Annotated in this window: 20 protein-coding genes; 5 read left to right on the forward strand and 15 right to left on the reverse strand. The window is 65.3% G+C overall.

Annotated elements, in window-relative coordinates; genetic code table 11:
* Window positions 1–10 precede the first annotated feature (10 nt).
* The 3 genes from EZ304_RS01455 to EZ304_RS01465 are packed head-to-tail and all read left to right on the forward strand — an operon-like array spanning window position 11 to window position 2,192.
* A complete protein-coding gene (locus EZ304_RS01455) occupies window positions 11–310 on the forward strand; it encodes a DUF3649 domain-containing protein (RefSeq protein WP_099551046.1) in 300 nt (99 codons plus the stop codon).
* Window positions 307–1,917, forward strand: coding sequence for a PepSY-associated TM helix domain-containing protein (locus EZ304_RS01460; RefSeq protein ID WP_142806037.1), 1,611 nt, complete (start codon window positions 307–309; stop codon window positions 1,915–1,917). The genes EZ304_RS01455 and EZ304_RS01460 overlap by 4 nt, the downstream gene beginning before the upstream one ends.
* Complete coding sequence (locus EZ304_RS01465) at window positions 1,914–2,192, forward strand: DUF3325 domain-containing protein (protein ID WP_142806038.1); 279 nt, start codon at window positions 1,914–1,916, stop codon at window positions 2,190–2,192. Before EZ304_RS01460 ends, EZ304_RS01465 begins: the two co-directional genes overlap by 4 nt.
* A gap of 52 nt (window positions 2,193–2,244) precedes the next feature.
* Here the strand turns inward: EZ304_RS01465 and EZ304_RS01470 are convergent, their stop codons facing one another.
* The 5 genes from EZ304_RS01470 to EZ304_RS01485 all read right to left on the reverse strand — a co-directional run bounded on the left by EZ304_RS01470 (window position 2,245) and on the right by EZ304_RS01485 (window position 5,780).
* The gene (locus tag EZ304_RS01470) at window positions 2,245–2,685 is read right to left on the reverse strand and encodes a hypothetical protein (RefSeq protein WP_221931195.1); all 441 of its coding nucleotides are present in this window, start codon (window positions 2,683–2,685) and stop codon (window positions 2,245–2,247) included.
* Window positions 2,686–2,696: 11 nt separating this feature from the next.
* On the reverse strand, window positions 2,697–2,921 hold the full coding sequence (locus EZ304_RS21015) for a hypothetical protein (protein ID WP_221931196.1): 225 nt from the start codon (window positions 2,919–2,921) through the stop codon (window positions 2,697–2,699).
* Between the two features lie 179 nt (window positions 2,922–3,100).
* Entirely contained in the window at window positions 3,101–3,895 is a 795-nt protein-coding gene (locus tag EZ304_RS01475; RefSeq protein WP_142806039.1) for a helix-turn-helix domain-containing protein, read from the reverse strand.
* 107 nt (window positions 3,896–4,002) lie between these two features.
* A complete protein-coding gene (locus EZ304_RS01480) occupies window positions 4,003–5,091 on the reverse strand; it encodes a DNA glycosylase AlkZ-like family protein (RefSeq protein WP_142806040.1) in 1,089 nt (362 codons plus the stop codon).
* Window positions 5,092–5,195: 104 nt separating this feature from the next.
* The gene (locus EZ304_RS01485; RefSeq protein ID WP_142806041.1) at window positions 5,196–5,780 is read right to left on the reverse strand and encodes a TetR/AcrR family transcriptional regulator; all 585 of its coding nucleotides are present in this window, start codon (window positions 5,778–5,780) and stop codon (window positions 5,196–5,198) included.
* Window positions 5,781–6,039: 259 nt separating this feature from the next.
* Here EZ304_RS01485 and EZ304_RS01490 point away from each other — a divergent pair, with 259 nt between their 5' ends.
* On the forward strand, window positions 6,040–8,235 hold the full coding sequence (locus tag EZ304_RS01490; RefSeq protein ID WP_142806042.1) for a TonB-dependent receptor: 2,196 nt from the start codon (window positions 6,040–6,042) through the stop codon (window positions 8,233–8,235).
* 265 nt (window positions 8,236–8,500) lie between these two features.
* Here EZ304_RS01490 and EZ304_RS01495 read toward each other — a convergent pair whose 3' ends face one another.
* The 10 genes from EZ304_RS01495 to EZ304_RS01540 form a co-directional block, all read right to left on the reverse strand.
* Window positions 8,501–9,211 carry a fimbrial biogenesis chaperone gene (locus EZ304_RS01495; protein WP_260678190.1) on the reverse strand — a complete coding sequence of 237 codons (711 nt, stop codon included), beginning with the start codon at window positions 9,209–9,211 and terminating at the stop codon, window positions 8,501–8,503.
* 20 nt (window positions 9,212–9,231) lie between these two features.
* Window positions 9,232–10,197: a fimbrial protein gene (locus EZ304_RS01500; protein WP_260678191.1), complete on the reverse strand. Its 966-nt coding sequence runs from the start codon at window positions 10,195–10,197 to the stop codon at window positions 9,232–9,234.
* A 174-nt stretch (window positions 10,198–10,371) separates the two neighbouring features.
* Window positions 10,372–11,091, reverse strand: coding sequence for a fimbrial biogenesis chaperone (locus EZ304_RS01505; protein WP_142806045.1), 720 nt, complete (start codon window positions 11,089–11,091; stop codon window positions 10,372–10,374).
* 67 nt (window positions 11,092–11,158) lie between these two features.
* Window positions 11,159–12,184 carry a hypothetical protein gene (locus EZ304_RS01510; protein ID WP_142806046.1) on the reverse strand — a complete coding sequence of 342 codons (1,026 nt, stop codon included), beginning with the start codon at window positions 12,182–12,184 and terminating at the stop codon, window positions 11,159–11,161.
* Between the two features lie 72 nt (window positions 12,185–12,256).
* On the reverse strand, window positions 12,257–14,830 hold the full coding sequence (locus EZ304_RS01515; RefSeq protein WP_142806047.1) for a fimbria/pilus outer membrane usher protein: 2,574 nt from the start codon (window positions 14,828–14,830) through the stop codon (window positions 12,257–12,259).
* Window positions 14,831–14,921: 91 nt separating this feature from the next.
* Window positions 14,922–15,656, reverse strand: coding sequence for a fimbrial biogenesis chaperone (locus EZ304_RS01520; protein WP_142806048.1), 735 nt, complete (start codon window positions 15,654–15,656; stop codon window positions 14,922–14,924).
* Window positions 15,657–15,721: 65 nt separating this feature from the next.
* On the reverse strand, window positions 15,722–16,249 hold the full coding sequence (locus EZ304_RS01525) for a fimbrial protein (protein WP_142806049.1): 528 nt from the start codon (window positions 16,247–16,249) through the stop codon (window positions 15,722–15,724).
* A gap of 168 nt (window positions 16,250–16,417) precedes the next feature.
* On the reverse strand, window positions 16,418–17,347 hold the full coding sequence (locus EZ304_RS01530) for a hypothetical protein (RefSeq protein WP_142806050.1): 930 nt from the start codon (window positions 17,345–17,347) through the stop codon (window positions 16,418–16,420).
* 98 nt (window positions 17,348–17,445) lie between these two features.
* Window positions 17,446–17,643 carry a hypothetical protein gene (locus EZ304_RS01535; RefSeq protein WP_142806051.1) on the reverse strand — a complete coding sequence of 66 codons (198 nt, stop codon included), beginning with the start codon at window positions 17,641–17,643 and terminating at the stop codon, window positions 17,446–17,448.
* Between the two features lie 88 nt (window positions 17,644–17,731).
* A complete protein-coding gene (locus tag EZ304_RS01540; RefSeq protein WP_142806052.1) occupies window positions 17,732–18,409 on the reverse strand; it encodes a response regulator transcription factor in 678 nt (225 codons plus the stop codon).
* 56 nt (window positions 18,410–18,465) lie between these two features.
* On the opposite strand from EZ304_RS01540, the gene EZ304_RS01545 reads away from it, so the two are divergent.
* Complete coding sequence (locus EZ304_RS01545) at window positions 18,466–19,113, forward strand: response regulator transcription factor (protein WP_142806053.1); 648 nt, start codon at window positions 18,466–18,468, stop codon at window positions 19,111–19,113.
* Window positions 19,114–19,133: the final 20 nt, after the last annotated feature.

The raw sequence follows: 19,133 nt of genomic DNA on the forward strand, positions 1-19,133 counted from the left end.
GAGAAGTGCCTTGACCGTTTCCCGAACTGCTTCCGTGCTGGCCTGGCTGCCCCTGGTCTCACGCATCATCGCCGCGTTGTTCGGCGGCTATGTACTGGCCGCACTGTGCAGCATCGCCACACTGGCGCTGCCCATCGATGTCCGCCAGGCCGTGTTCACCGGCATGTTGGCCAGCTTCCTGCTGTATGCCGGCGCCGTGGTCTGGGTGTTCGCGGTGCGCTCGGCGTGGCGCGCATGGATCGGGCTGATCGTGATCGCCCTGCCACTGTGGCTGGTCGCGCGAGCGGTCGGCCAGGGAGCGGGCGCATGAGCAAGGGTGATCGCACCGCGAAGCCACGCGGCATCCGCCAGACCATGTCCGACCTGCATATCTGGGTCGGATTGCTCGCGGGCTGGATCCTGTATGCGATGTTCCTCACCGGCACCGCCAGCTACTTCCGCGACGAGCTCTCGCGCTACACACGCCCCGAAATCGCCACGCCCTCCAGCCTGCCGGAGGCGGCGGTGGTCGCGCAGCGCACGGTCTCCAACCTCATGGCCGATGCACCGGATGCCAGCCAGATCAACCTGAGCCTGCCAAGTGCGCGCATGCCGTGGGTGTCGGCGATGTGGGCCAGCCCGGGCGGCCGCGGCCGGCATGGTTTCGATTCGGGCCTGTTCGATGCCAGCACCGGTGCGCCCTTGCAGGCGCGGGACACCGGCGGTGGCGACTTCTTCTATGCGTTCCACTTCAACCTGCACTACATGCCAGCCATGTGGGGCCGCTGGATCGTGGGCGTCTGCGCGATGTTCATGCTGGTGGCCATCGTCAGCGGCGTGATCACCCACAAGAAGATCTTCGCCGACTTCTTCACCTTCCGCTGGGGCAAGGGCCAGCGCTCGTGGCTGGATGGTCACGCGGCGCTGTCGGTACTCGGCCTGCCCTTCCATTTCATGATCACCTGGAGTGGCCTGGTGATGCTGGCGGTGCTGTACATGCCGTGGGGGCTGGCCAAACTGCCGGACAAGCGCCAGCAGGCCGAGGTGGTCAGCGAAATGCGGCTGTTCCTGCCGCCGCAGAAGGCCGCAGGGCACACCGCTCCACTTACGGACATCGGCGCACGGGTGCGACAGGCCGAACAGCGCTGGGGAACCGGCGCGGTGGGCAGCGTGCAGGTGCAGAACCCCGGCGATGAGAACGCACGCGTGGCTGTGGTGCGCGCGCAGTCGAGCCGCGTTTCGACCACGCCGAACTACCTGCTGTTCGATGGCAGCGGTGGGCGGCTGCTGCAGATCAAGGAGCACTCGGGCGTCGCCGCTGATACCCAGGGCGTGCTGTACGGCCTGCACCTGGGGCGCTTTGCTGACACTGCGTTGCGCTGGCTGTACTTCATCGTCAGCCTGGCCGGCACCGCCATGGTCGGCACCGGGCTGGTGCTGTGGACGGTCAAGCGCCGTACACAGCTGCCCGACCCGCAGTGCCCCCACTTCGGCTTCCGCCTGGTCGAGAGGCTCAACATCGCCACGGTGGCTGGGCTGTCGGTGGCGATGGCGGCCTATCTGTGGGCCAACCGCCTGCTGCCCACCGGACTTGATGGGCGTGCCGCGTGGGAGGTGCACGTATTTTTCCTGGCCTTGGCGGCAATGTTCGTTCATGCCACGCTGCGTGCGCCGAAGCGTGCATGGGTCGAGCAGTTCGTGTTGGGTGCGTTGATGCTGGCGTTGCTGCCGGTACTGACGGCAGTGACCACACCGCATCCGCTGTGGCACACGTTGGCCACGGGCGACTGGGCGTTCGCCGGCACCGACCTGACCCTGCTGGCCCTGGCCGCCCTGCACGCTCTGCTGGCGTGGCGAACCTGGAAGCATGCGCCAAAGTTGAAGCGTGCACGGCCGTCTGCAGCGTCATGCAATGCCGCTGCGGAGGCCAGCGCATGATCCACGTCATTCTGTTCGTGTTGTCTCTGGCCGCGTTCATCTGCCTGGCACTGGCAATGGAGCGCCATCAGCGGGACGTGCTGCATCGCGTGTTGAGCGTTGCTACGACGCAGCAGCTGCGCGCGGTCGGATGGGCGCTACTGGTGTTCAGCACCGTGTTCGCGATGCGCGGGTTGGGCCTGGGTCTGGGTCTGGCCGCGCTGTCCGGTCACACCAGCGTCGCCGCTGGCGTGGTCGTGCTGGCGATGGTGGCGCATGGGCGGCTGAATCGGTAGCTGCCCACCTTGGTGGGCACCAACACTGTGCGGTGCCGACCAAGGTTGGCGGCTACCCGGGCAACGTACCGCACGATGCCGGAAACGGCCGGGGGTCCAGGGTGATCTCGATGCGCTCCACGCCCTTGCCCTGGTTCTTCCGCTTCAGCGAGAGCGTGCCGATCTCCCCGGTACGGCGTGGATGGGTGCCGCCACAGCCCATCTGCGCGAAGCCCTCCACCTGCCAGAAGCGGCGGTGGTTGGCCTCGTCGGAGAACGCGGTAATGATCGGCAGGTCGGCAGCGACCAACGCGGCGGACTGGGCCTGCAGCGCATCAAACAGCACCGAGATGCTGCCTTCCCGCGCGAAATCGATGCGGGCCTTGGCCGGGCCGATATGCGCACCGACCTTGTCGATGCCCGGCTCCAGCGCATACACCAGCTGCAGGATCATCTCCGCCGCAAAATGGTGGCGCATCAGGCCGTAGCGGCGCAGGCCATCAACCTCGACCATGACCGCATCGCCTACCCGCAGACCGTGCCCCTGGGGCAGTCGATAGGCGATGTCCAGTCCATCCCTGCGTGCTTCCAGCACCGGATGGCCACCGATGGACCCGGCGTCGCTTTCCTGGCCCCGGAGAACGCGAAGAAGATGGTCTCGTCCACCCGGACCTCATCACCCAAGGCAGAGCTGACCCGCGCCTCCTGGCGCAGGCGGTAGGGATCGTCCCAGAATGCCTTGATCGTCATCGTGACCTCCAATCCATGGACGCTAGCACGGCGAAGGCCTGTGAGCGCGCTGGCCCGGGCGCGCATGCCCCTGCGCGATGATCAACACGACTGGGACGCCATCGGTGGGTGCACCTTCGGTTGCTGCTGGCGTATCCGTTGTTCGCCGGCGCGGGCTCGCGCTCTACGGCCGTCACAGGTCAGTTGCCAACGCTCCATGCAGCCATGCCCGCCAGCTTGGCCGGTTGCAGCAGATGCACCTCGCGGTGCTGCAGCCGGATCAGCCCGGCCTCGCTCATGCTGCGCAATGCGCGGCTGGCAGTAGCCGGTGCCATGCGCAGATGGTTGGCGATCTCCGAGCGCGCCATCGGCAACCGGAACCGGACCGGCGACAGGCCTCGGCGCTGATGCCTTGCCCCCATATCCAGCAGGAACACGGCCAGCCGCTCTTCAACCCGACAGTTGGCGGCAAGCAGCGCGGCCTTGCCGATTTCCATGCTCAACAGCGAGAACAGGCGCGACTGCAGCGGTGGAAACCGTCGTGCCAGCTCCGCAAGCCCTGCAAACGGCATGCGGCACAAGTAGACGGTGTCCAGTGCCACCGCGCTGCTGGGATGGCGCGCACCCTGCGCGCCATTCAAGCCAAGCAGCTCGCCCGGCAGCGTGAATCCCAGGATCTGTTCGCCGCCCTCACGATCATCGACAACGCTCTTCACCGCGCCGGAGCGCACCTCGCAGACACCGTGAGAGGGATCGCCGATCCGGTGAATGTACTCCCCCGCCCGGAACGGGCCTACGTGCTCGATCAAGCCGCGCAGTTCGCTGATCAGTGCCGGGTCGGGGGCCGCCTCCGGATCCGCGTCGATGAACGCACACGGGCGTTGCAGACAGCAGACCGGCTGCAACGCACTCAGCGAGTACCCTGCCCCGCCAGCGCGCCGCACCATCGCATCGGCAGCGACTGCCGTCGCCGCGCCCTGAAAACCGATACCCACCGCACCACCTGCACGCTGCCAGACTACGTTCGGCAGTGTCGCCAGGGATCGCCCCGTGTTCCATCGTACCTGTACGAGTTGAACCGATGCCGGGCGCAGGCCCAGTGCTAGAGGAATGCGGCCATGCGCTGCAGTTCGTCTTCGAGCGCGCCACGAAATACCTTGTCGCGGGTCAGCGACTTGCCGGCATAACCCACGTTCGACACCAACTCACCGTCGCGCACGCTGAGATTGGCCCAGCCCACCACCTGGTCGTGCCACAGCACTGGCAATGCGTAGTAGCCGTACTGGCGCTTCGGTGCAGGCGTGTAGGCCTCGAACTTGTACACCCATCCCCACAACAGCTCGAAGCGGCGGCGGTCCCACACCACCGGATCGAACGGCGCCAACAGGCGCACGTGCTCGTCCGGCGCATGCCGGCGCGAGCGCGGATTCTCGTCCGCCGGCCAGTACCAGGTGGTGCCCTCCAACGTGCAACTGGCCAGCTGCTGCTTGGCCAGTGACAGTGCCTTGCGGGTCTGCTCGGCCAGATGCGGCGCGCCATAGCCCAGCAGGCGCACCAGATAGGTCAGGCTGGCCGAGGGCAGCGGTGCGTACTTGCGCACCACCAGATCGATCAGGGCAGCGGCGCGTTCGATCTGCGCCTGCTCGCTGGCATCCGGTTCGGCGTGCTCGGCCACTGCATAGATGCGGGTGCCACTGTCACGCCGCTGCACGCGCAGCAGGCCGCGGTAGTGCATGCCGTCCAGCAGGTGCGTGCTCGCGTTGCTGGTGCCGCCCCAATAGTTGGTCACCCGCCCATGCGCGAACGCCTGGTCGACCTCGCGCGGGTGCACGCTGCCGCGCTCGCGCACGAAGGCCAGCACGTCGGCCGCGCGGCGATGGGTCTCGGCGTCCCACTCGCGCCTGGAGACGCGCGGGTGCATCAGTGCCAGGTGCTCGCGAGGCAGGAAACCGTAGTTCACCAGGCAATCCTCTTCCACCGGCAGACGCGTGTAGCGCCGCTCAAGGTCACCGGCGCGGTAGTCCTTCACCCGGTGGCGCAGGGTCAGGTCCTGCGCGCGTGCGGGTGCCCGGATCGGATCGGCCTGCACGAAGCCCAGCCGTCGTATCGCGGTCAGCAGCGTGGTCGGCTTGAACAGGGTGCGCGCCACCGCGTAGCGGCGAAGATCATCGAGAGTAGGCGTGGCAGGCATGGCCGCATTGTATTCTCGACACTACGCGATCGGTCCAGTAGAGCCAGGCCATGCCTGGCTGGCGTCGTGGTGAACGGCCACGATCATCCACGCAGGGCGTGCATCTACCGAAGCCGCGATACTTCCAGCGAACCGATCACCAGCGCCCGCATGCCCTGCTTGAACTCGGTGATCACCTGCCCCTCTTCGTCGTCCGCAATCGCATAGATCGTGTCGGCGCCGGCGATGCAGTAGAAGGCGATCGTGGCCAGCAGCCAGCGCGCCTTGTCCACCGGCAGGCCGAACACCTCGGCCACGTGCGCCTGGTGCGAGGCGATCTTTTCCAGCATCGGCGCGGTCGCCACCGTGCGCCGCAGCAGGTATGGCGGCAGCCCGGGATGCGCCTTCACCACCTCGCACAGTGACTCCACGAACCCCATCAGGTAGGCCTCCAGCCCACCCGGCGCGTCAACCGAGGCGCGCGGAATCTGCCAGCGCTGGAACACCGCCTCCGCCACCAGGCGCTTCAGCGCCTCCAGGTTCGCCACGCGCTTGTACAGCGCCGCCTGGGTCACCGCCAGTTCGGCGGCCACGTTGGCCATGGTCAGGTTGGGCAGGCCCAGGCGGATGCCAATGTCGGCCAGGCGCTCCGGGGTGATGGTGAGCGGGCGGCCACGGGTCGGCGCCGTTGGATCGGGGTGCGTGCTCATGCGGTGCCTGCTCTTACGGTGCGCGTCCATACCCTGCTGAGGGTGCCAGCAAAGGGACCCTCTTGTCCGCTTCGATTGATTTAGTTTAATTTACTCAACTAATTCGGAATGCGTCCAGCACGCTGCCCGTAATCGAGCCCATGGCTCACCTCCCGCCAGGTCCCCACCCAGCCAACAACCCTGCGCTGCGCCCTCTCCCCGTGCTTGCCGTCGGCAGCGCGCCAGGCGCGCTCGCGCCTGCGATTCACAGGACTCTGGCATGACCGTTTACAACTTCACTTCTGCACAGCATCGTGCCGCCGCCGCATCCTCCGGCCTGATGCATCCGCCGGGCATGCCCCTGCGCTACCGGATGTCCGCCCTCGCGCTGGGGCTGCTGGTCTCGTTTGCCGCGCTGGCCGACACCGCACCGTCCACCCTGCCCTCGGTGCAGGTGCAGGAACAGCGGCGGGTCACCGCGGACTATGCAGGCGGGCACGTGGCTGCCGGCAGCCGCGTCGGCCTGCTCGGTGACAAGGACTTCATGGACACGCCGTTCAGTACGGTCAGCTACACCGAGTCCTTCATCCGTGATCGCCAGGCCAAGGACCTGACCGACGTCATTGCCGCCACCGACCCCACGGTATTCAGCAATGGCGTCACCGGTTCCTGGAGCGAGAACTATGCGATCCGCGGCTTCGCCTCCAGCACCAGCGACACCACCTTCAACGGGCTCAGCGGCATGGCGCCGTACTACCGCACCTCGCCGGAAATGTTCGAGCGCATCGAAGTGCTGAAAGGCCCCTCCGCGCTGCTCAACGGCATGCCGCCGGGTGGTTCGGTCGGTGGCAGCGTCAACCTGGTCCCCAAGCGTGCCGGCGATCAACCGCTGCTGCGGGTCAGTGCCAACTTCGCCTCCGATGCGCAGTTCGGTACCCATGTGGACATGGGCCGTCGCCTGGGCGCCGACAAGCAGTTCGGCATCCGCTTCAACGGCGCCTGGCGTGACGGTGATGGCGCCGTGGGAAAGCAGCGCAAGAAGGTACAGCTCGGTTCGCTGGCACTGGACTGGCGCGGCGAACGTGCGCGGCTGTCCGCGGATCTATACAGCGCCGATGACCGTGTTGACGGCCCGGCACGTGGCGTCGGCCTGGCACCGGGCCTGGCCATTCCGCGGCCGCCGCGTGGCGATACGCTGATCAACCCGGACTGGGCCTACGTGGACAGCCAGGACAAGGGCGCGATGCTGCGGGGCGAACTGGATATCAACGATAGCCTGATGGCTTACCTGGCTTACGGCACCAGCAAGACCGACTACCGCTACAACGGTTCGATCAGCGCGCAGATCCTCAATCCGGCCGGCGACTTCACGACGGTGATCGGCCAGCTCGCCTTCGACATCAAGAAGCAGTCCGGTGATGCCGGCCTGCGCGGTTCGTTCCGCACCGGCAATGTGGGCCACCAGTGGGCCGCCAACGTGACCCATTACCAGCACACCCAGAACGACTACGGCCGCCGCAGCGTGCCCGGCTGGGACTGGACCACCAACCTCTACAACCCGGTGTGGGGCCCGGCCGCGCCGTTCGTGGCGCCGCACATCTCGCATACCGAACTGAAGTTGGATAGCCTCGGCTTCGCCGATACCCTTTCCTTCGCCGATGACCGCGTGCAGCTGACGCTGGGCGTGCGCCGCCAGCAGGTGGTCAGTGAGACCTTCAACGTGGCCACGGGCGCACGTACTTCGCGGTATGACGAGAGCGCCACTACCCCGGCAGCAGCCTTGCTGGTGAAGGCCACCGACACGATCTCCCTCTACACCAACTACATCGAAGGCCTCAGCCAGGGCGCTACCGCGCCGATGACTGCTGCCAACGCCGGCGATGTGTTCGCCCCGTTCCGCACCAAGCAGAAGGAGCTGGGCCTGAAGCTGGACCTGGGCAGCTTCGCGCACACCTTCAGTGTGTACGAGATCAAGCGACCGAGCAGCTACACCGACCCGGTCACGAATATCTTCTCGTTTGGTGGCGAACAACGGAACCGTGGCGTGGAATGGGGCTTCTTCGGGGCACCCATCGACGGCGTGCGCCTGCTCGGTGGCGTGGCCTATGTGCAGCCGAAGCTGACCCGCACGGCCGGCGGCGTGAATGAGGGGCGCATCGCCACTGCCGTGGCGCAGCGGCAGGCCAAGCTCGGTGTGGAATGGGATGTGCCGACCTTGCAGGGCCTGACCTTGACCGGCAATGCCACGGCGATGTCGAAGCAGTACATCAGTGCGGACAATAGCCTGTCGGTGCCGGGACGCACCCTGTTCGACGTGGGCGCGCGCTACAGCACGACGCTGGCGGGTCGACCGCTTGCGCTGCGGGCCACCGTCAACAACCTGACCAACAAGGCTTATTGGGGCATGCCGTTGTTGTCGAGCCTGGCGCTGGGTGCACCGAGGACGGTGCTGGTGTCGGCGACGATGGATTTCTGAGGCGGCGGCATCCCTGCATCGCTCGGCCCCACTGCAGGGCCGAGCCATGCTCGGCCCCGGTTCGTCCGCGGAGTCGAGCATGGCTCGACGCTAAAGGGGGGGGCGGCCATCCACGCGCGATGCGGATCTATTCCGGTTGCACGCGAACGATCGCGTAGTTGGTCAAGGCCAGCTCGGCCAGCTTCATCCCTTCCATCACATGGCCGCCCACGCCACGCATTCCTTGACCGCGCACGCCATCAAGTCAGTCGGCACGCTATTGGCGTCAGCGCAGTACGCGCCGCTCAGCGTGCAAGGCACCATCGTCATCCACCCAGCTGTAGCGCACCGCCGTGGCCGGGCCCTTGAAGCCTGCCGGGAACGCCAGCGCCTTGGTTTCCCCCGGCGCCACGTAGAAGCTGCCCAGCGCGCCTTCCCCAGCCGCCGACTCCAGCACGGCCTCACCTACATTGAAGTAGTGGACGGCGGCGTTGTGCACCTGCAGCTGCCCCCCCTCAACATTCACGGTCACCTGTGCATCCGGGTCCTGCGGCGCCCCGACGCCTTCCGGCCGATACAGCAGCTTCAGGCGGAAGCGAACCGCAACCTGTATCACGTTGTCGCCCGCCTCTGCCTCGCGCGGCGGCACGTCCACCAGGTTCAACCAGTACAGATGCTCGCGGTGGTCGGCCGGAACCGCGGTGGCAATGCTGCGTACCCGCACGCTGTGGGATTGCCCCGGGTCGAGCCGGAACACGGGCCGGTCAAGAATGAACGGTGCACGCGAGGCCTCCGGCGTCTGCTCGATGTCGCCATCAGAGACCCAGGCCTGCACCAGGGATGCGCGCGCGCCCTCGTTCTTCAGCGCGACACTGATTTCAGGCGCGCCGGCTGGAAATACCGCCCGCGTGCGCATCACGGTCACTTCGGCCAGCGCAGGGCCACACAGCGGCAGCAGCGCGATGGCCAGAATCGTAGAAGAGAGGCGTGTCCTCACAGCGCGGCGTCCTGGCAGCATCACGGAAAGGTCAGGCTGAACATCAGGCCGGCATTGGCCGGGCCCGGGGTGATGGTGGGCAATGTCTGCTGGTAGCGCACACCGAAGGTCTTGCGCAGGATCAGCGCGCTGGACGAACCATGGCCGAACAGCTCGGTGCTGTAGAAGCGCATGGGCGAGCCGTCGCCATTGAGGAACTGGTAGGCCACACCGGCCACACCGCCGCTGGCTTCGGCCAGCCCCTGCTCGCTGTTGATCACGGCGGTGGTGGGCACCACCTGGTAGTCCACCTGGCCGACGCCGGCCTCGCATTCCAATGCCAGTTCGTACGGGCGCTGGCCGGCATGGCTGCCGACGCCGCCGAATGAACCCAACGAGACCGTCCCCATCTTCACTTCCCGGGTCTGCATCCGGCAACGGGGCGGGTCGGACACGTTCAGTGTGGTTGGCGAGATGAAGATGTCCCTTCGCAGCGGCTCACTGGCCCCGCCCTCATACAGCCGCGTCTGGATGACCATGGTGGAACTGGTGAGATTCCTGCCAGAGCGCACCGTGCCAGTACGGATCAGCTTGGCCCGAATGCGCGCACCGACTTTGGCGACGCTCTGCCCGGAATAGAGCTCGATCTCATCGAATCCCAACGCGCTTGGCTTGCCCGGGGCGGCCAATGGCGATTCAACCAGGAAGGCCATGCCTACCCCCTGCGCGCCGGTGGGATACACCATGAACTGCGCACCACTTTCCACGTATCGATCGGCGACAAAACCGCCGTGACTGATCGCGCGATAACTGACCCCGACACTGCTCGAACAGTTGAAGTCCTGCGTGACAGCGCCGCCATCGATATCAAGCCAGGGGGTGAGCGCCTGGTTCAGCCCCACGTCCTTGGCAGAGAACTCGATGTAGGTAGGAAGGGCCGCGAAAAGGCTGCCATCGCCCCGACAGCTGGCCGCGTGCAAGGGCGATGAAACGATGGCCAACAGCAAAAGCACACACCATCCCCCGGCCCTTCGCCGGGCGATGGGCGTGCGAGTGTGCAGAACGGGACGACCGACGCAGGCCAGCATGACGCCTCATGGGCAGGGCATGGCCGAGATATACCCCGCTACCCGCGATCGTGCAAGCAGCGCATCGAAGCCGCTTCCCTCTGCAGTGGAGCCTCAGTCGATCTGTGCCTCCAGATCCTGCGCCTTGCCCGTGTCGTCCAGCCACACCATCTTCAGCGGCGTGCGCCCGGCCCGAAGCGGGCCGGCCATCGGCAGGGACCATTCCGAATAGGGCCTGATGACGGCGTTGTCCACGGGAAGATCGATGTCCTTCCCGTCCACGCTCATCGACTGCAGGCTGACGTGATAGGGGCTGTCATTGCGTGCCAGCAGGCGCGTGCCCTCTTCGCCCTCTTGCCGCCGCCATGCCAGCTGCGCCGGCGCGGCTGCCGGCGTGCCCGCCAGGCCCGCCGGGCGATGAAACAGCTTGATGCGCCAGCGCACGGCGTAGGCGATGTTCAGCCTGTCGGCCGCCTTCTCGCTGGCGGGCAGGTCCAGGATGTTCAGCCAGTACAGCGCCTCGCGGTCGGTCGGCAGTGCCCGCGCATCCACCAGGCGCACGCTGACATCGCGGTTGAGGCCCGGCTCCAGCTGGAACAGCGGCGGCATAGCAAAGAACGGCAGACCGCGGGCGCTCGCCGGTTGTTCGCGGTCACCGTCGTCAATCCAGGCCTGGATCAACGATGGCTTGTCACCCTGGTTCCAGATGCGCTGTGACACCATTCGCTCGCTGCCCTGGTGAACCAGGCGCGTGGTGTGGATGGCGATGTCGGCGCGGCTCGCCAGCGGCAATGCCAAAAGGCTGATGACGATCAGCAGTCGATGAAGCAACATCAGGCGCACTCCCTTTCAGATGATTGATCACAGCATGGGACGCGCATCTTCCTGCCCAGAGCCTGGCTCAGCGAACATCCAGATGAACGGTAAGGCTGCCATTGGCCTCTCCCACCTTCAGCGTGCCGCTTCCGCGTACGTAGCGCACATCCAGGTACTCCACCCCACTTGTACCAAGAAGGAAATTTCTATTGAACTGAAGGTTCTCCTTCCTGCCCGTGGGGCTGGTGCCACGCCGCACCGCCAGCTCAACGCCTTCGGCGCTTCCGTCGCCCGACTGAATCGCCATGCGCCCCGACGCCGGATCCGTGGTCGACGTACCCGGCGTGTACGACACGGTCGCCCCGTTTGGCCTGGTGCCGCCACAAGCATAACGCCACGAGAATTCCGTTGCGGAGCCCTCGCCATTCTTCTCCAGCATTCCCCTCGTAGTGAGCGGCAACTCCACCGCCTTCACCGGGAGGCTCGTGAATGAGCAGTACGGGGTCACATATCTATCGAAGCTTTGCGAGTTTACAAACTTGTACGAACTCAAATCTGGTTGAGTCTCATTGTCGAAGCCCCAGTTATAGCCGGCGGCAACCAGAGTACTCTGTGACGAGACATCCTCAATGGCCACATAACGGTACCAAATTCTTGCGCGAAGATACTGGTTACCCGCCGAAAGGGACAACTTCACGCCCGAGCTCGTCACAGGCTCCGCAGTGTGGACGGAGCCTCCGCCGTCACTTACACGGAACTGCACGCCGACTGTGGAAGTGCTTGGCGTGGAGAGATCGAAAATGGCGCCCCCGCCCGGAGCACTATCTGACCATACCGCTGTGTTTGCGAAGAGCGTTATCGTGTACGCAGAGCCCGGCGTGCAGTTCCTGTACAGGTATATGTTGGTCTGCGCTGCGGCTCCGCCAAGCTCCGCCCAGTCTGTCAATGGCTGCCCGACGCCCCGGTAGGTCCAGTCGTTGAATGCATTGGTTCCCAGTCCGTCGCGATCGATATCGCATGCCTGTGCGGTCCACGCTGCAATGAGTAGAGCGGCAGCAAACCCGGCTCTCGCATGCCATACCCGCTGCTTGTTTCGAATGCTGCCTTTCATAATAATTCCTGCCTTTTACTGATGATGGTAGAGGGCTGTGATCAGATGGCTCGACGGGAACGCCGAGCCGTTTCAGTCGTGCGCACCGGAAAGTACTGAGTGTGCTTCGCTCGCTGCAGCGCTGGCGGCACCGGGCTGCAGGCAACGGCTGACATGCAGCGCTTCGCTTTCCACCCCTGCCAGGTCGTAGGCAATGGCGCAGCGCTGGCCGATGTCGTCACCTGTATTGACGAACAGCTGACCGGACTCGTTGACGCCGCGCACCCACAGGCGGCTGCCCTGCCCCACGACGCCCACCACCTCGCCGGCCTCGTCATACACATCCAGGCCGAACGGCAGCGGCTGGCCCTGTGCATCCATGACCTCGATCAGGGCACTGCGGCCGGTCACGGTGGGAATGACCAGCTTGACGATGGCGCCGGCGGTGGGCACGGCAGAAACCGAGCCGGCCTTCAGTTCAATATCCATGGGCAATCCCTTCGGATCCACCGACACTTCGTTCAATCGATACGGGCTGAGATAGGGCACCACCGCATAGCCACCCTTGTTGGTCTTGACGCCGCGCTGATGGCCCACGGCGGCGTTGGACGCGCCGGGCACATGCAGCAGGCCCACGGTGTCGCCCAGGCGCTGGGCGAAGGCGATGCCCTGCCCATGCGCCAGCACGCTGCCGCTGGCCGACAGGCCAAGCTGCTGGCCGGCCGAACTGCGCGTCCACGACGCTCCCAGGCTGGCCATGGGAGTTTGGTATCCAACACCGGCGCCGAAATCATGGCCGCTGCGGTTCTGGCTCATCGAAACGTTGTAGTTGCCCTGCAGACCACTGCCGAACTGGCCGTCCACGCCGCCGCTGTAGCCGGTGCCGTAACGGTCACTATTGACGGTGACACCCAGGCGCGGCGAGGCCGGCGCACGGCCCAGCGGCATGTGGATGCTGAGGTAGCCACCGGTGCTGGTGGCCTTGAACCCACCGGACAACGTCGATTCCATGCTGCGGCGCGCACTGATGCTGTACGACGCCGGACCCAGCCGGCCATTGTAGCCCAGGCTGAAGTTGGTGGAACGGCGGTTGTCGCTCCAGTAATCGGTGGTGCTGCCCTGCAGATACAGCGAGCCCTTCGGCAGGCGCTGATTGATGGTCAGGTCCAGGCGGCTGCGCTGGCGCGAGACCACCGAAGGCGACGACCCGGCATGCAGCGCCGCCTGCAGGCGCGCGGCATCGCTGAAGTCCAGATAGCCATCGGTGGAATATCGATAGGCTGCCAGCGTGAAGCTGGTCGCCTGGTTGAACGAACGGCTGTAGGCCAGGCGGTACGACTGGCCCTGCATGCTCCGGCCGAAGCCTTCCATCTGGCCCGGCAGCACAGCGTCGGAGAAGGTCACGTCGCCAGAGAAGGCGCCGATGCGCGTATTGAGCGCGCCACCAAGCACGATGGCACGATAATCCTCGGCGGCCAGCAGGCCACCATAGCCGGTGAACGCGCTGCTGAGACCGCGACGGACGGTGGCCTGAACGAAGCGCGGTGCGGTGGCATTACCGTTGCGCAGCTCACCCACGGTGACACTGCTGCGCTGCTGGCCCTGGCGCAGCAGCTTGGGCACCGCTGCGAAAGGCACCACGAACGACTCGACGCGTCCATCGGCCTCGGCCACCTCCACATCCAGGTCGCCGCCAGTGGCCATGTTGCGCAGGTCATCGATTTCGAACGGACCCGGGCTGACGGTGGTCTCGAAGATCACATGACCACGCTGGCGGATGGTTACGCGCGCGTTGGTCTGGGCCACGCCACGCACCACCGGCGCGTAGCTGTTGAGAGTATCAGGCAGCATGCGCGGATCGGTGCTGACGTTGACGCCGCGATAGCCCACCGCGGTGAACAGATCGCCATCGGTGGACGATTCGCCCAGGGTGAGCTGCGCGTTCCAGCGGCGGATCTCACGCTGCGCATAGGTATTGCCGGCCGCATAGTTCGGCGCGCTTTCGCTGCTGCGCGAGAAATAGCCGTTGTGGCGCACGCGCCAGGCGCCCAGGTTCACGCCGGCATCGATGCTGGCACTGCTGTGGTTGCTGTTGCGGCCATCGAACTGATACTGCGAATGGCTGATGCTGTAGTTCACGAAAGCGGCATTGATGCCCTGGTCCCAACGGTCCGGGCCAACCCAGCCGTGCAGGTTGGAGCGCATGTAGGCCTGCGGGATGCTGACCTCCAGCATCTGCTCGGCCGCATCCAGGCTGACCGCGGCAGCAGGAATGAAGCGCGCGATGTCTTCGCAGCTCGGCGCGTCGGGGAACGGCAGCAGGTCTGCATGCTCACCGCTGGCGCGTGCGGCCTCCAGCTTGGCCTCGTCGAAGCCCAGCATGGCCAGCAGCTCCGGGGTCAGGCAGACCCGGGAGCGCCCGTCGATATCGCGCACGTCCACATCGCGGCGGCCCACGCGGGTGCCGTTCACGCTGATGTCAGCGCTGTAGATGCCCGGGGCAAGATCGTCGCGCTCGAAGCGGCTGACGTCGATGCCACTGCCGTACAGCAGGTCGGCATTGAACTCCAGTGCCGGCGCCGCCATCGCCGCTGCGGGTAGCAGCGCGACAAGCACGGCGACGGCGAGACGATGCTGGCGCGGCGAAGTTGTCGGATGTCGGTTCATGGCGAAGTCCTGCACGTAGGCAAAGGGAGTCCTGCGACCCCCTGCGGGGCCCGAAGGCAGAGATGAGGCGGGGTGGCTGAAGCGGTTTGAATCAGGGCTGCGTGAGCGGCACTGTTACCGGAATCTTGGCGCCATGGTCACTCACGGTCTCAAAGGTCACAGCCGATCCGATTGCGTTGAGCTGAGCCTGGCTGAGGGTGTAGCGGGTCGTTGCGAACGGAGCCGCCAGCCCCGCTGCAATTCGTTCGTTGGCCGTGATGATCGAATTGATGCTGACGTGATAGGCGGTGGGATTACGCGCCTCCAACACCCAACCGCTACCTGCACGTGATGCGGTCCAGACCAGCTGGGAAGCTGCCTTGGCCGCGCCCGCTGCGGACAGACCCTTGGGGCGATAGAACACCTTCAGCCTGGAGCGGATAATCAGCTGCAGATGCGCCTGATCAGCTTCAGCCCCCGCTGCAGGCACCTCAAGTACGTTCAAGTAGTACACGCTCTCGCGATCCTCCGGCATCGGCTGGCCCGTGTGCAGGATGCGCAGCGCCTGCCCGCTGTCCGCGTTCATGCGGAACACCGGTGGGCGCAGCACAAATGGAACCGCCGTAGCCTGTGCGGGTGTTGAGCGGGCGTCACCGTCGTCAATCCACGATTGGACCAGCACGGGCTTCTGAGCCGTGTTGGTCAGGCGGAGCGTGACTTCACGCTCCTGTGCTGGAAAGATCACCCGCGTTCCGGTGATCACCACGCCCGCCTCGGCAGGCTGCGCGGCCAGCATGATGGCGGCCATTGCAGTGGCCAGCGCAAGATTCCTATGAATGCGGAACATGATGCACACTCCAGAAAGTGGATTGATCCAGGGCCCGAAGGCCCTGGAACTGAAAAGCGCTCACATCAGTAGTTGACGGAGATCTCCAGCGCGGTGGCGAAATCACCCTCGCCCGCGTTGCCTGCGGCACTCTTCTCATAGCGGGCAACCAGGGGAATGGTGGTGGAACCGCCACCGGCGGGAATGGTCTTGCTGATGGTTTCGGTCTGCAGGTCCATCACGGTGCTTCCGTTCAGGATTGCGAGCTGGACATTGTCTGCACCGCTGGCTGCAGTGTTCTTCAGACGACCGTCTTCCACGTTCCTGCCCTGGAAGCTGAAGATGTAGTCACCCGCACCACACTCCGTGGAGCCTGCAGTACCCACGTTCAGGGTGAAGGCCTGCTCGCGGGCACCCACGCCGCCGTTGATGACATTGGGCGACACGGTCGGCATGGTGACGGAGGTGCCGCTGCTGCCCCCAGCGCCAACGGTGATGGTGCAGGTCAGCGCCTTGATCTCGCCGGTGAAGTTGATGGTGGCGTCGGCCGCGTTGGCCGAAGCGATGGCGCCCAGCGAGAGCGCGGCGGACAGTGCGATTGCAATCTTGTTCATGGGAATGAATTCCTGTTGTGAATGGTTTTGGTGTTCAAGCCGCGCTGTGCTGGGCTTGAGGGAAGAGGGCGTCCCCTTCGAGATCAAATGCTACGGAGCGGCGGATTCGGCAGGCATAGGACAACGACTAAATGTCGTTTCCACCATGCCGGCTGGGCCAGTGGCGCCTTACTGCACCTGCTCCCAGGTGTAGACGATCGCGTTGTAGCGGAAGCGGAGTTCGCGCCCATCTTCCAGCGATACCGGTGCCGGCAGATTGGTGTTGGCCGTCTCGACGTGGTGGCCAACTGCGCCGGAGTTGTCCACGATCGCGTAGACGTCGCCGTGCACGGCCCATGCCGGCAGCGTGATGCGGGTTGCCGGATCCAGCGCCGGCTTCGCCACCACGCGCATCACCGTGCGCGACGGGAACGGCAGCTGGGCCTGCGGACCGATCGTGCTGGTGCCGGTTGCGGCACGCCACCGCTTGGCACCGGTGTCGTAAAGGAAAGTGCAATCCTGCAGGGAGCCACACTCATGCCAATCGCCCTTCAGGGTGCCCGGAGCAGCATTGATGCGGGTAGACCAGGTGGCGCGGTTGGCCACTGCAAGAATGGCATGCTCCTGCGCCTGCACCGGCAGATGCAGCTCCTTGGCGTGCATGCCGTCAATCATGGTGTACTGGGTCAGCAGGTGCGGCGATGGCGCGATGTGGTCAACTGCCAGATTCGGGCCGAGCAGTGCGCGGGCCATGGGCCCATCCTGCACGTCCCAACGGCCGGCGTAGGTGTTCCAGACGAAGTCCAGCAGCACGTCCTTGACGAACGGTGCGCCGGCCGCCGATTCAAAGACGGTACCCGTGAGATCGAAACGCGCAATCCAGTGCGCATCGGACATCGCTGCAACGCGATCGCCGTGCGTGGCCGCGGTGGGCAAACGAATGTCGGTGACCCAGTCACCATTGCTCAGCAGGAAATTCAGCTGACTGTAGCCGGACGGCATGTTGCCGGTGCCGCCATTGGTGTTGGGGGAGAGATTGGCCTCTTCGGCCCATGCGGTTGCGGAGGGCATGCAGCAGATGGCCAGCAGGGCGGCCAGTACGGTCGGGGTGTTCTTCATCGCGATACTCGTTGTAAGGGAAGCCGAGGCGTCCATTGCAACGGCGCATCCTTCGGCACGGCATACGATGCCGGGCCGAATGCGGGGCGACTGTCTGACTAGTTCGAATTTTTCACGCTGTCATCACATGATGCGTCTTCGATGTCCTTCCACGTGCGACGCAGCTCCCTGCGTTGCGCAGGCGAGGCGTAAAGATAGGCGTTGAGCAGCTCGGTGAATCGACGCTGTGCATGCGGGGTCAGCTGTGAGAAACGGCACATCAAGGCTGCGATGCGTACATCGAGCGAGCTTGGCACGGCGGCTCCTGGGAAAGGGTCAATGGGCCCTTCCACCGTAGCTGCCATGAACACGCGATCCATCGGACGATGTCCGATTGCAGATGGATCAGTCATCGTTCCTGCCGCCGGGACAATGAGCCCGCATTGCCTGCGAGGCCGAGACCATGCCGGTTCGCACCGCGTATTCGAAGATCTCCGCCGAACGCTGCAGACCCAGCTTTTTCATGGCCGAGTGCTTCTGCGTGCTGATGGTCTGCCGGCTGCGCTGCAGCTGCGCAGCGATCTCGGTCTGGGTGAGCCCTTCGGCGATCAGGCGCAGCACCTCGGCTTCGCGCTTGGTCAAGCTGCTCTCATCCGTATCGTCGCGGCCGTTCAACTGCCGCTGGATCCCGGCGGACAGATAGCCTTGGCCGGCATGGGCGGCACGGATGGCGGTGGTCAGTTCGGCAATGGGATCTGCCTTGGCCACGATGCAGGCAACGCCGGCCCTGCGGATGCTGGCCAGTACCTGCCCCCCCCCGACACCGGTCAGCACCACCAGCGGCACTTCGGCGAATCGACGGCGCAGGAAGCCGATCAACGCCACACCATCGCCGTACCTGCCGCCGGGCATCGAGAAATCGGTGACGGCAACCTCGACCGGGAATTTGCTCAGTACATCAACCAATGACGTAGAATCCTCGGCGCCAGCCACCACCGTAATGCCTGGTTCGTGGCCGAGCGCTTCGCGCACGCCGGCCAGGATGACGGGGTGGTCGTCGGCGATGACGATACGGATGTTCATGCTGCTTTCTCCATTGAGCGGTTCGCACCACTGACCTTGACCGGACACCCGACCCCATGACCCAGTTGTCCATCCGCGTTGCCGTTGCCGATGATCACCCGGTGATACGCCTGGGCGTGCAGAGCGTGCTGGACGAGGCCCCAGCCATTCATTGCGTGGGTGCGGTGGAAAATTCCACGCAGCTGGTGGAGCTGCTGCAGCGCGAGGCCTGCGATGTACTGGTGACCGATTACGCGATGCCGGGCGGTGCCCACGGCGATGGCCTGGAAATGCTGGATCACCTGCGCACGCTGTTTCCCGCGCTGCGGATCGTGGTGATGACCGGGCTGGACCAGCCCGCGCTGCTCAACAGGCTTGACGCCAGCGGCGTGCTGGGCATTGTCAGCAAGGGCGATGACCTTCAGCAGGTACCGGCGGCGGTGATGGCGGTCTATGCCAACCGCCGTTATCTCTCGCCCAGCGTGAGCGACATTCTCAAGCGACGGGAGCGCCGCCGCATCACCGATCTCTCGCCGCGCGAACATGAGGTCGTCGCCCTGTTCATCGCAGGCCTGAGCGTGGCCGAGATCGCACTGAAGCTGGACCGCAAGAAGCAGACCGTCAGCACGCAGAAGATCAATGCGATGCGCAAGCTGGGCATCGAGCGCGATGCCGAGCTGCTGACGTTCGCTGCAGAGCTTGGCCTGAAGGACGTTCAGCGCTGATGCCTGCGGTGGGCGCATCG

It is taken from the genome of Stenotrophomonas maltophilia (assembly GCF_006974125.1).
GTDB lineage: Bacteria > Pseudomonadota > Gammaproteobacteria > Xanthomonadales > Xanthomonadaceae > Stenotrophomonas > Stenotrophomonas maltophilia_O.